Source organism: Limnoraphis robusta BA-68 BA1 (assembly GCF_034932365.1).
GTDB classification, from domain to species: Bacteria; Cyanobacteriota; Cyanobacteriia; order Cyanobacteriales; family Microcoleaceae; genus Capilliphycus; species Capilliphycus robustus.
Genome location: NZ_JAYGHR010000042.1, coordinates 1 through 11876, shown reverse-complemented (window position 1 = coordinate 11876; position 11876 = coordinate 1). Strand labels below are relative to the sequence as shown.

Sequence of the window (11876 nt, the reverse complement as noted above, 5' to 3'; positions counted from 1 at the left end):
GGAAGTGGCGTTCTAGCCTGTGAAGACAGCGTAAGTCCAAAGCCGGACACTGTGTTTGGTAGAGGCAATTGTCAATGAAGCAGGAAGCCTGCGCCATAAATGAAATGTTGGCGACAGGTGCTTCACTCTCGTTTGATTAGACCGTAGAGTTGGCAAGCCCAGATAAAGAAGCAGAAGCTTCGCAACAAAAAAACTTGACAAATTGTGAGGGGTCACATAAAATTTATAATCGAAATGCTGAATATCTGCTTAATCTTATTACTAATTACTAAGCAAATATTAACTTAGTCTTTAGATTAAAAGACCGTAGCTTGACTCTCTGCGCGAGTTCCCCAAGTTTGCTTAGGGAATTTTGGGAGAAATAAGCAGGTAAAGCTGGCTGAGGTGTTAAGCCTCAGTTGTTTGTTAATCCATCTGTATTGTTTGAATTGGGTGTAGATCAAGGAGTAGTAGTGATGCCAATTCCGAAAATTTCTTGTTATATGAATCGCTCCGATCATAGAGGTTCATTTTGGGGCTTAGTTAACCAAGGGTCTTGGCAAGAAGTTAATTTTGTCGCGACTCAGGCGGGTGAAGTTCGAGGTGGTCATTTTCATAAGCGAACCCAAGAAGTGATCTTTTTGCTGCGAGGTAAAGCTGAAGTCGAACTGCAACATTGCCAAAACCCGGAACAAAAACAACAGTTTGTTTTGAACTCCGGAGAAGGAATTGAGATTAAACCTTATATGCTGCATACCTTGCGCTATCTCGAAGACAGTGAGCAAGTTGCCCTACTAGATGTTCCCTTTGATCCAATCAACCCCGATCTCCACACGCTGTCGGAAATTAAGCAATAGAAATCTACTGTCAAATCTATAGCAATTTCATCGGGGTAAAGTACAGAATCTTTGACCATCGGCAAGAAGAAAGTTTACGATTGTGTACCTCAGAACTTTGAGAAACGCTATAGCTTCTGCGGTGAATTTTCAGACCAATTGAATCGAATAGGAACGGAAAAATCCTAGAGCTAAAAGCTTTTTTAAACCCAAATATTTTAGGAGAAAATTAGATGATTCCTCAGATCCAACCCTGGATTGATGATAGCGAGTGGCTAGAAGTTAAGAAGGTGATGGAATCAACCTACTTAACCGAAAATCAAGTAACCGCTGAGTTTGAAGCCCAGATTCAAGACCTGACGGGAGCCAAACACGCGATCGCCGTATGCAATGGCACCGCTGCTTTGTATTGTATCTTAAAAGCGCTCGATATTGGTCAGGCCGATGAAGTGCTTGTTCCCAACATGACCTTTGTGGCATCTTCCAATGCGGTGATTATGGCCGGGGCTAAACCCATTTTTTGTCCCGTGAAAGCCGATACCCTGTGTATTGATGTTGAAGCTGCCGCCAAGTTGGTCAATGAAAACACCAAGGGGATCATGCCCGTCCATTTATATGGTCAAAGTGCCGATATGGAAGCGGTTTTAGCCTTTGCCGAACAGTTTAACTTAAAAGTCATTGAAGATGCCGCTCAGGCAATAGGTGTCAAGTTCAATGGTCGTCATGTCGGCTATTACGGCGATGCGGGAGCATTTTCCTTCTATGGCAACAAAACCATCACCTGTGGAGAAGGAGGAATTATCACCACCGACAGTGATATTATTGCCCAAACCTGCCGGCGGCTTAAGAATCATGGGCGCTCGCGTCGCGGTACCTTTGTCCATGAACACATCGGGTTTAATTTTTCCATGACGGAAATGCAGGCGGCTGTGGGTATTGCTCAACTGAGAAAATTACCAGCCATTATTGAACGCAAGCGGCAAATTCACGAAGCTTATATGGCTGGCTTGGCAGACGTGACCCAGTTGAAGCCGTTCTTGATAGATGAGCGCTGTGAGCCTGTCTACTGGTTTACTTCTTTTTACGCGGAAAACCGCGCTGAACTGGCTGACTATTTAAAAAATCAGGGAATTCAAACCCGCATCCTTTTCTGTCCGCTTCATCTTCAACCCTGCTATGAAGGCTGGGCCGATCCAAGTGTGGATTATTCAGTTAGCATATCTGCTTATGAGACAGGACTTTCTTTACCGTCATCTTACATTTTGACCGATGAGGAACTCGATTATATCATCGCTCAAATTCACCAGTTCTATCAGTCTCGTGAACAAGCCGAAAGTGCCTGAATCCCCCCTTTCTCAAACCTCTGAATATCTTGCCTGCTACGAACAGGTTGTTGCGGCTGTAGCAGATTTGCCCCAAGGTAAAGTCTTATCTGAAGCCTTGATAAAAGGCTGCGACTTTTTTCACTTAATTTCTCCCCATGAGACGGCAAACATCACCCAAATTCAAGTGCGGGAAGGACACGGCCCTCAAAATCTTGATGGCGAACCAATTGACACTCAGTTCCAAGCTTATTTGGAAGCGGTGATTAATCCTCAGATTCGCAGGGGTATCCTCTCAGATGGCACCCAACCGGGAAGTTATGACGATCGCAAAGTCCGCTGGTCTGGGGCTGGAGTGGCTGGATTTTGGTCTCGCAGTCAAGACACCCTTACCCTGGAAGTTGGGCTGACTAGCTACCCCCGCTGTCGTCTGGATATAACTCGTAGTCCGTTGGAATCGTTAAAGCTGATGCTGCGGGGATTAATAACTTATCAAGATCCCTACGCCTATTTTGCCAGAGGAGTTGGGGTTGGGGTGGTTCCGGTGACAACCGAGGGTAATGTTTACATTGGCAAACGGTTGAATTCATCCGATTATAGAGGCGTTCTCAATTTTGTAGCGGGTTGGGCAACATTTTCTCCCACCGTTCAAGAGATCAATTTTTATCAAGATGCTCAACGGGAGTTGCGGGAAGAAGTGAAGATTGCCATGACTTTAAACGAGACAAATACTCGATTTATTGGCATATCTGGCAACCCAATTACTGGAGAAGTTGATTTGGTTTTTGTGGTACAAACAGAAATGCCGGATCATCATTTTCAATCAGGTGAGTGGGAGGAACATTCCAGTTTAATTAGGATTCGCAGTAAAGCGGAAGCAGAGGCTCTGCTAGAATATGGACGCTTACCTGGAGAACAAGAACCCTGTGCTTTAATGTTTTCCTCTCGTTTAGGCTTAGAATACTTAGTGCAATATCATTGGTGAAGGATAAATAAAAAGTACCTGACACCATTGATTGTTAAAAATTTGAACAAGATAAAACCCTATGCAATGGCTTAATGAACCCGCCCAATGGACTGATTCAGACAATCGCTTGATTGTCAAAACATCCCCCAAAACCGATTTTTGGCGAATGACTCATTATGGGTTTATTCGTGATACGGGGCATTTTTATTTTGATTCGATTAGCACTGATTTTGTGGTAGAAGTCAAAATACGTGGTGATTATAAAGATATCTATGACCAAGCGGGGATTATGTTGCGCGTTGATGAAAAGCATTGGATTAAGACAGGCATTGAATACGTTGATGGGGTACAAAATCTAAGTGCTGTTGTTACCCATGATTATTCAGATTGGTCAGTAATTCCCTTGCAAAATCCTCCCGACGTTTTACAGATGCGGGTTGAACGTTCTAAGGAAGCAATCCAGATTTTCTACTTAAATGAAGTGTCTAACTATGCTTTGCTGAGAATGACCTATTTCCCCTATGAAACAATTCAAATTGGCGTTATGTGTGCTTCCCCAGATGGAGATGGATTTGAAGTAACCTTTGAGGATTTCATGGTTAATGTTACAGCATGACTTTTGAAAAAAGCCGTCCAGGATCATACTAGAGTTGAGACTATTTATTAATTTGACAATCAATTTTCAGGGTAAATTCTAAATCAATTCGTATGATGAGAGTTCTTTTTATCATTAACTTACCGCGTGGCAGTCTGGAAGTCTTAGTCCGAGAGGCTGTTTCTGTTGTGGAACCTCAAGGAATAGAAGTCCTGTGGGTTTATATGAATCAGTTTATAGAAATGATGGATACCTGTCCGGAAATGTTAGAATTTGTGGACTTGGTTCATTTTGTTATTGATGTTCAATCCTTCTCCTATGAACACATCAAAAAAGCGGCTGAGATTCGTCCAATTCTAACCAGCTATCACCATTGGAACTTTAAAGAAATACCGGAACAGTTGCAGTTGGTCGATCACATATTTTATGTTTCTAAAATTTTAGAACCCGAGGTGAAACAGCTTAAACCGGAAAAAGCAACAATCAGTCTTTTATCCAATGGAGTCGATCCGAAAGTCTTTTGTCCAAAACCCAATCCCAAGTCCCGCGATAATTTTGTGATTGGTTTTTTTGGAACTCAACGTCCGAGTAGTCGTAGCGATCGCAAAGGTAGTAGACTACTAATAGCAGCGACAAAAATCATAGTAGAAGCTGGATATAAACCCGCTTTTTTGATTATGGGTTACGGATGGAAAAATTTAGTCCCTGCATTAAGAGAACTGGGTTGTCAGGTCACCTACAAGGTCAGTGTACCGCGAGAAGATGTGCCTAAATACTATAATCAACTGGATCTGTATTTGATCGCATCACGCATAGAAGGAGGCCCCTTAACCCTACTCGAAGCCGGAGCTTGTGGAATTCCTGTAATATCAACTCCCGTCGGTATCGCTGTAGATATTCTCAAAAGACCCGGATGTGGAAAAGTTCTTTCAGGATTCGATCCTCAAGAAATAGCAGAAGCCGTTATTGATAATATGGACAACCCTAAAATAGCCCAAGACAGAGCGCAAGCTTTACTGCAAGAAATCCGTCAATCTTGGACTTGGGAAGAGTCTTATAAAGACTTACCTCAAGTTTATTTTGATATTTATAATAAAACGGCTAAGTCATCCCGTCCAAATTTGCCAACCCTAAATCGGGTTAATATACCACCCTATCTGAATTTACAACAAGATGCAGTAACACAACGAAGAATCGCTACAAACTATGCTTTATTTTATTATGCTTTCTGTTTGTACGATCACGGTGAAAAACTAGCCGCTCTCCGCACTGGATTACCTCTTTTACATAAAATAAAACCTAGCTATTTTTGGAAGGAACTTCAGCGAGAAGAGCATTGGTAAAACTTTTATATTCTTGAATTATATTCTTGAACTCAAGATAGAGGTTTTTTTTGAGCAATGGTTAACAATCATCTAAAAGGAGAAAATATTGCTATGACATCGCAGTTAATTGTTGCCGCAGGTATGATGAGATCCGGGAGTACCTGGTTGTACAATGCGACTCGCCTAGTGCTTTCTAGTTCACCGACTATCAAGGAGAATTTGAGTTGTGGATGGTCCGGAGATTGGAAGGATAAGCTGATCCCAGAGAAACAGTATACCCTGATCAAAATACATGATTTTAACCCAGGGATTGTCGAGAGAGCAGATGTAATTGTCTATTCTTATAGAGATGTTCGAGATGCAATGGCAAGTGCCTTAAGAATCTTTGGAAATCCTCCCTCCCTGGAGTCGGCGGACTATCTGATCCGAATGCACGAAAAATGGATTGAAGTCGCAGACCTAGTTGTACCTTATGACAGTATTTTAAATGAAAAAAACAGGGTGATTGAAAAATTAGCACAAGTTTGTGACATCGGTTCTGTTAATGCGTTAGCCATCGTTGAAGAAATTGATAGTTTATCTTACAATAGTGAGGGGGAGAAAGATGATGTTCACCACAAAACTAATCTTTTCCACCCTAATCATATTACAGATGGTGGTCATGGTTATTGGATGAACTATCTGGATCGGGATTTAGTGAAACAAATCGAGACGAAATATCAGGATTGGTTTGAAAGAAACGGGTATCCTGTTTCGTCAGGGGTTGGAAATAAAAATACTCAATAAATTAGATTCTTTCTTGAGGCTCGCGGCACCTAAGCAGATGTTTAACTCATGTTAAACTGGCCTTAAAATCAGAAGGATATTGTAGAAATGGATTCTTACTGCTCAAGCATCATTAATACGATAGCCAGAAATGAAACTAATTATTGTGCGCCATGGGGAAACCGACTGGAATCAACAAGACAAGGTAATGGGACAACTTGATAGTCTATTAACTCCCAAAGGAATTGAACAGGCTCAAGCCATTGCTAATCGTTTACGTCGTCTTTCATTCACCACTTTGTACAGTAGTGATCTGGGTCGTGCGGTTCAAACAGCCAACATCATTGCTGAAATTTGTGGAAAGAATGTTATTTTTGACTCGGAATTACGGGAGTGGAATATGGGAATATTTCAGGGATTCACATTTTCTGAAATGGACGAGAAGTTTCCAAAGGAACGGCAAGACCATAAACAGATGCGCTATGAATACGTCATCCCAGCAGGAGAAAGTTTAAGGCAATGTCGGGACAGAGGCTATCGTGCGTTGAATCGGATTGCTGAACGACATTTAGATGAAACCGTTGTGGTGGTTACTCATGGTTTTGTCTTAATGAATTTCTCTGAAATGGTGTTTAATCTTCCACCGGGAAATGGTTGGCGCTTCAAGCTGCATCATGCAAGCTTCTGCTGTTTTGAGTATGTTAACGGGTGTTGGAGTCTTGTTGTCTGGAATGATACAAGTCATCTTGAAACTATGGATATCCTCACAGCCAATCTAAATTCTTAAAAGTTAAGAAGCCTGAATCTGGTGGACAATTTCCGACATCGGCCAATACCCCCAAGATTCTGTAATCTTCTGATTCTCAATCTTGAAGATTTCTAATGCCTCAAATTCTACTCTCACACCAGTGGGAGCGATACCAACAAACTCACCGAGATGGGTAGCGCTAAAGTGACCTCGAAATACAACTTTGTCATTTTCTTCAATTAGATCATCGATGACCACTTTAATATCTGGAAAGGATGTGTGAGTCGATTTCAAGATCTTAATTGCATCCTCAACACTTTGTACTTGAGGAAGTCCATGATCTAAATAATTCGACGCCATACATTTGTATGCTGCTTCGTAATCTTGACTGTTATAGATTTCAAAAAACTGTCTGACGACATCTTTATTTGTTAAATTACTCATAGCATTTTATTTCTACTTTAACGGCTCAATCATACACGAAGCGTGAATCACTTGTGAACAACTGGTAAGAGGACTTGATCAATTGTTGCCAATACATCTGTATCGAGTTTGACTCCTGATGCTGTGACGTTATCCACAATATGTTCCGGACGACTCGCACCAATAATAGCTGAACAAACGTACTCAGTGCGGAGTACCCAAGCCAAAGCCAACTGTGGCATACTTAATCCTAAGTTTTGGGCAATGGGTTTCAATTTCTGGACTGCGGTGAGAATGCGATCGCTAAACAACTCCTGCAATAAGTACCAATTCATTTTATCATTAGCCGCACGAGAATTTTCTGGGGGAACTTGTCCAGGTTCGTATTTACCTGCTAGTACACCTTGCGCTAGGGGAGACCAAACAATCTGACTAATTCCATTGGCTGCACACAAGGGAAACACTTCAGCTTCCGGGTCACGCCACAGCATCGAATATTGAGGTTGACTCGAAACAAACTGTTCTACATCAGCAAGATCGCAAGCGGCTTGAATTTGTTCTGGACTCCACTCGCTAAAGCCAATGTAACGCACTTTTCCCTGACGCACGACCTCAGTCAGTGCCATCATGGTTTCTTCCAACGGTGTATCCGGATCGTAGCGATGACATTGATACAGATCAACATAATCAGTCCGCAACCGAGTTAAGGACGCATCAATTTGTTTTCTGATTTGGGGGGCTGAGAGTCCCTTGTCAGTCGGTGAGGTGGGAAAAAAGACCTTCGTGGCCAGGAGATAGGACGAGCGCTCAACGCCTTGTAACACTTCCCCCAGAAACGACTCAGCACCACCCGCCGCATAGGAATTAGACGTGTCAATGAAATTAATTCCAACGTCAAAAGCCTTGTAAATGCAGGCTTTGGCATTGCGATCTTCTACCCCCTCGTGAACACCCCAAGAACCCAAACTAATTTCAGAAACGAGTAATTCACTGTTGCCCAATTTTCTGTATTTCATCAGTTAGTAACCGCCTCCTTTTCCGGATTAGATTGTAATGTCATGGGAACCTGTATTCCCAAACCTAACGTGCAAGATAACATAAACATTGACAAACTCAACCACAAAAAATGATTGCTGTGCAAATAAAAGGTTGATACACAAAGTAAGCTTAATCCGATAAACCCACTGATTAGGTATGTCTTGCGAACAGCAACCGCTTCTCCTAAGCCAGCGAAATACCCATCTAGAGCATAAGCAAATCCTGAACCTACGACAACGAGTAATATCCAAGGCGTATAAACGCTAATAGATTCTATTAATTCAGAATGGTTAGTGAATAGATGAAATAAGGGGCCAGGAAAAAAGAAAGCAGTCAACCCAATGACTAAAGCAATAGTAAGGTTTGTTCCTAATGCTGTTTGCAAAAGCGGCAGAAATTTATGAGTTGCTCCTTGTCCTTTAAAGTTACCTGTTAGAGTAGTCGTTGCGTATTCTACACCGTCACACATATACATACTGATGGCAACAATTTGAATAAGCAAAACATTTTCAGCGAGAATGTCTGTTCCAAATGTTGCACCAAAAGCACTAAAAAGGATAAACATCAAGACGATCACTACAGACCGAGCGGATAGATTGCGGTTCAAAATAAAAGGAGTTTTCAGAGCCGATAAATTTAGCACTTTTTCGGTTAAAGCAATTATTTCTTTTAACGAAACTTGTCGAGAAATCATCACAAGTGCTACAAATAAGATGATGTATTGGCTAATCGCTTGTGACAACCCCGCTCCCATGCTTGCCAAATCCCAACGGACAATGAAGAGGTAATTGAGTGCAATATTGGCGACATTTCCAATAATCGTCAGTGAAAGAACTTTGCCATTTTGTTCTTGCCCAAGTAGCCATCCCGTTAAAACTAAGTTGACTAACGCCGCAGGTGCTGCCCAAATCCGGATATTAAAATAAGTAAGACCCGCAAGTTCCACATCTGGAGTACCGTTTAACATGAAAAAACCTAGCTTTCCGATAGGATATTGCAGCAGCAGAAAAAGCATCCCAAAGCCCAAAGCAATTAAGGCATTTTGCAATCCGGCTAGAAGCAGTGCTTCTCGATCCTCACGTCCTACCGCTTGAGAGGTCATCACAGTAGTTCCCGATTTGATAAAGGCACAACTCTCGTAGAGAAAATCAAACAAAATAGCACCCAGTGCTACCCCGGCTAAATAGCTAATGCTTGACAAATGCCCCAGAAAAGCAACACTAATTGCCCCTGACAAGGGAATTGTAATATTCGACAGCACGTTAACAGAGGCGACTTTGAGAAAGCGAGAGAGAAAGTCGTATTGAAGCAATGTAACCCCCCAAATGTCCAATTGAGACTGATATTCTACTGTTGACCCATTCCACCCGGTCAGAATTAACACGAGCTTATAGTAACATTTGTTTACCAAAAATTGCCGCACACGCCCCTACCTTCAGGTATGGGGATATAAGGCTCTTTCTAATGCTAGAATAACTCTACTGGCAGGGTATTCAACCAGTTGAAAAACCCAGCATCTAATCGATGCAATGAACCTTGAAAACTTAAGGTACGGGGTTCTTGCTCTGAATGCTTTGGCCATATAAAACCTTAAAGCACCAAGTACAGAGAATCAAGCATTTTTTTCTCAAGTACGGTAGGGCATACCGAAACTATCTCTGAAATGGGATGAACGACTGGGGAGACTCACCCCTCTGGAGTAGGTTAGGAAACTAGCTTGCTGTAAGGGTTGTCAATGAATCAGTAATCCAAAGCCGTGAGGCTTGGAGAATCCCCTTTCTTTAGAAATGGGGAGTATGTCAAAACTGACAGTAGCATCAGTCTGGGCAGGCAAGTCTTTACCCGTTTGCCATGCTCATGGTAGCTTAGGTAGCGTGCAAAATAGCCTGACTCAAGGCAGAAATTTTCCCTTTCTCTTATTGGTGTGAATGACCTATGCCTACCATGTCTCATGCTCCTTGGTGGAAGTCTGGTGTGATTTATCAGATTTACTTACGCAGCTTTCAGGACTCGAATGGAGATGGCATCGGTGATGTTCAGGGTATTATCCAGCGACTCGATTATTTAAAATGGCTGGGGATTGATGCGGTTTGGGTAACACCTTTCTATCCCTCTCCCATGGCTGATTTTGGTTATGATGTTAGCGACCATACCAATATTGACCCGATTTTTGGAACGCTTGCGGATGTCGATCGCTTAATCCAATGTTTGCATGATTCCAATCTCAAGATCTTGGTTGACTTTGTGGCTGCCCATACCTCCGATCAACATCCGTGGTTTATTGAATCCCGCAGTTCCCCCTCTAACCCCAAACAAGATTGGTACATTTGGAAAGATCCCACGCCAGAGGGAGGGCTTCCGAATAATTGGATTGGCCGTTTTGATGGGCTTTCTGCCTGGGAATGGGAACCCAAGAGAGAGCAATATTATCTCCATTCTTTTCTCAAGGAACAACCGGATATTAACTGGCGGAGCAATGGTGCAAAGCAAGCCATGTTGGATGTATTGCATTTCTGGTTACAGCGAGGCATAGATGGAATTCGGGTTGATGCGGCATATCGCGCCCTCAAAGATCCCCAGTTTCGAGATAATCCGGTAAATCCAGACTGGCATCCCGGCATGGAACCCTCCGATCGCTTGTTTGAAGTCTTCAGTAAAAACATACCGGAAATTCACGATTACAATCGAATGCTGCGATCGCTTGTAGAGAAGTATGATGGCGATCGCCTGTTGATGGCTGAACTGTATAAGTCATTGGAAGAAATTGTCAAGCACTACGGTGCCAATGACGAATTTCACTTACCCCTCAATTCTGAATTGATGTCATCGGACTGTCAATGGAATGCAGAGTACGTCCGAGAAGTGGTCGATCGTTACGAGAGACTTTTACCAGAAGGGGCATGGCCGAATTGGTCATTGAGTAATCACGACAAACATCGCGTCGCCAGTCGAATTGGGATTGCTCAAGCCCGAATTGGGATGATGTTACTGCTCACCCTGCGGGGGACGCCAACAATCTATTACGGAGAAGAGTTGGGAATGGAAGATGCCTGGATTCCCTCCGAACATATCCAAGACCCTTGGGAAATTAAAGCTCCCGGTATTGGAGTTGGACGCGATACTGAACGCACACCAATGCTTTGGGATAACTCGCCTCATGCGGGTTTTTGTCCTGAATCCGTCCCGCCCTGGCTACCCATTACTTATGATTACAGCCATCTCCATGTCAAGGCGCAACAGCAGGATTCTCGGTCATTTCTGTCGTTGACCCGCGCATTATTACGCTTACGTCGGCAACATTCAGTTTTGCAACTCGGTGACTACATTGCTTTATACTCACCCTCTCAACTGTTCTGCTACCGACGATTTAACGAAAACTCGGAGTTGATTATCGCTCTGAATTTCAGTTCAGAATATCAGGAATGGGTTTTACCGATTGAGTTTCGTCATCAGTCAACTGTTCTTCTGTCTACGTTTATGGATCGCCACGGTGGCAAACTGGGCGATATTCTTGAACTCCGAGGAAATGAAGGGTTGGTTATTCAACGTTGTTCTCAATCATCCGATACTGATTGACATACTCCCCATTTCTAAAGAAAGGGGATTCTCCAAACACGAGCGGATTTGGATTACTGGTTCATTGACAACCCTTACAGCCAACTGGTTTCCCAATCTACGCTCTTTGGGGTGAGTCTCCCCAGTCGTTCATCTCATTTCAGAGATAGTTTCGGTATGCCCTACCGTACTTGAGAAAAAATGCTTGATTCTCTGTACTTGGTGCTTTAAGGTTTTATATGGCCAAAGCATTTCTTGCAAGAACCCCATACCTTAAGTTTTCAAGGTTCATTGCATCGATTAGATGCTGGGTTTTTCAACTG

At 42.8% G+C, this 11876-nt stretch carries 12 protein-coding genes; 9 read left to right on the top strand and 3 right to left on the bottom strand.

From position 1 onward, the window contains the following. Window positions 1-455 precede the first annotated feature (455 nt). The 7 genes from VB836_RS12860 to VB836_RS12830 all read left to right on the top strand — a co-directional run bounded on the left by VB836_RS12860 (window position 456) and on the right by VB836_RS12830 (window position 6576). Complete coding sequence (locus tag VB836_RS12860) at window positions 456-836, top strand: polysaccharide biosynthesis C-terminal domain-containing protein (RefSeq protein ID WP_046281297.1); 381 nt, start codon at window positions 456-458, stop codon at window positions 834-836. Between the two features lie 212 nt (window positions 837-1048). Then, window positions 1049-2158, top strand: a complete 1110-nt coding sequence (locus VB836_RS12855) for a DegT/DnrJ/EryC1/StrS family aminotransferase (RefSeq protein WP_323219681.1) — start codon at window positions 1049-1051, stop codon at window positions 2156-2158. Beyond that, window positions 2151-3122 carry a hypothetical protein gene (locus VB836_RS12850; RefSeq protein ID WP_323219680.1) on the top strand — a complete coding sequence of 324 codons (972 nt, stop codon included), beginning with the start codon at window positions 2151-2153 and terminating at the stop codon, window positions 3120-3122. Before VB836_RS12855 ends, VB836_RS12850 begins: the two co-directional genes overlap by 8 nt. Before the next feature lie 61 nt (window positions 3123-3183). Continuing rightward, window positions 3184-3720: a DUF1349 domain-containing protein gene (locus tag VB836_RS12845; RefSeq protein ID WP_046278556.1), complete on the top strand. Its 537-nt coding sequence runs from the start codon at window positions 3184-3186 to the stop codon at window positions 3718-3720. 92 nt (window positions 3721-3812) lie between these two features. After that, window positions 3813-5042 (top strand): glycosyltransferase family 4 protein, encoded by a 1230-nt coding sequence (locus tag VB836_RS12840; protein ID WP_046278555.1) that lies wholly within the window; start codon window positions 3813-3815, stop codon window positions 5040-5042. A 57-nt stretch (window positions 5043-5099) separates the two neighbouring features. After that, the gene (locus VB836_RS12835) at window positions 5100-5810 is read left to right on the top strand and encodes a hypothetical protein (RefSeq protein WP_323219679.1); all 711 of its coding nucleotides are present in this window, start codon (window positions 5100-5102) and stop codon (window positions 5808-5810) included. 130 nt (window positions 5811-5940) lie between these two features. Beyond that, window positions 5941-6576 (top strand): histidine phosphatase family protein, encoded by a 636-nt coding sequence (locus VB836_RS12830; protein ID WP_046278553.1) that lies wholly within the window; start codon window positions 5941-5943, stop codon window positions 6574-6576. A 3-nt stretch (window positions 6577-6579) separates the two neighbouring features. Here VB836_RS12830 and VB836_RS12825 read toward each other — a convergent pair whose 3' ends face one another. Genes VB836_RS12825 through VB836_RS12815 form a run of 3 tightly spaced genes read right to left on the bottom strand, consistent with a single transcriptional unit; the run spans window position 6580 to window position 9310 of the window. After that, window positions 6580-6981 (bottom strand): ester cyclase, encoded by a 402-nt coding sequence (locus tag VB836_RS12825; protein WP_046278552.1) that lies wholly within the window; start codon window positions 6979-6981, stop codon window positions 6580-6582. A gap of 47 nt (window positions 6982-7028) precedes the next feature. Further along, window positions 7029-7976 carry an aldo/keto reductase family protein gene (locus VB836_RS12820; RefSeq protein WP_046278551.1) on the bottom strand — a complete coding sequence of 316 codons (948 nt, stop codon included), beginning with the start codon at window positions 7974-7976 and terminating at the stop codon, window positions 7029-7031. Further along, window positions 7976-9310, bottom strand: a complete 1335-nt coding sequence (locus VB836_RS12815; RefSeq protein WP_323219678.1) for an MATE family efflux transporter — start codon at window positions 9308-9310, stop codon at window positions 7976-7978. The genes VB836_RS12820 and VB836_RS12815 overlap by 1 nt, the downstream gene beginning before the upstream one ends. A gap of 484 nt (window positions 9311-9794) precedes the next feature. Here VB836_RS12815 and VB836_RS12810 point away from each other — a divergent pair, with 484 nt between their 5' ends. Both VB836_RS12810 and VB836_RS12805 read left to right on the top strand, forming a co-directional pair. Continuing rightward, the gene (locus VB836_RS12810; protein ID WP_323219677.1) at window positions 9795-9926 is read left to right on the top strand and encodes a hypothetical protein; all 132 of its coding nucleotides are present in this window, start codon (window positions 9795-9797) and stop codon (window positions 9924-9926) included. Between the two features lie 7 nt (window positions 9927-9933). Next, entirely contained in the window at window positions 9934-11574 is a 1641-nt protein-coding gene (locus VB836_RS12805; RefSeq protein WP_323219676.1) for an alpha-amylase family glycosyl hydrolase, read from the top strand. Window positions 11575-11876 lie beyond the last annotated feature (302 nt).

Coding starts and splice junctions, on each gene's coding strand:
- VB836_RS12860 (WP_046281297.1), top strand. CDS start 456: ATGCCAATTCCGAAAATTTCTTGTTATATGAATCGCTCCGATCATAGA.
- VB836_RS12855 (WP_323219681.1), top strand. CDS start 1,049: ATGATTCCTCAGATCCAACCCTGGATTGATGATAGCGAGTGGCTAGAA.
- VB836_RS12845 (WP_046278556.1), top strand. CDS start 3,184: ATGCAATGGCTTAATGAACCCGCCCAATGGACTGATTCAGACAATCGC.
- VB836_RS12840 (WP_046278555.1), top strand. CDS start 3,813: ATGATGAGAGTTCTTTTTATCATTAACTTACCGCGTGGCAGTCTGGAA.
- VB836_RS12835 (WP_323219679.1), top strand. CDS start 5,100: ATGGTTAACAATCATCTAAAAGGAGAAAATATTGCTATGACATCGCAG.
- VB836_RS12830 (WP_046278553.1), top strand. CDS start 5,941: ATGAAACTAATTATTGTGCGCCATGGGGAAACCGACTGGAATCAACAA.
- VB836_RS12825 (WP_046278552.1), bottom strand. CDS start 6,981: ATGAGTAATTTAACAAATAAAGATGTCGTCAGACAGTTTTTTGAAATC.
- VB836_RS12820 (WP_046278551.1), bottom strand. CDS start 7,976: ATGAAATACAGAAAATTGGGCAACAGTGAATTACTCGTTTCTGAAATT.
- VB836_RS12810 (WP_323219677.1), top strand. CDS start 9,795: ATGTCAAAACTGACAGTAGCATCAGTCTGGGCAGGCAAGTCTTTACCC.
- VB836_RS12805 (WP_323219676.1), top strand. CDS start 9,934: ATGCCTACCATGTCTCATGCTCCTTGGTGGAAGTCTGGTGTGATTTAT.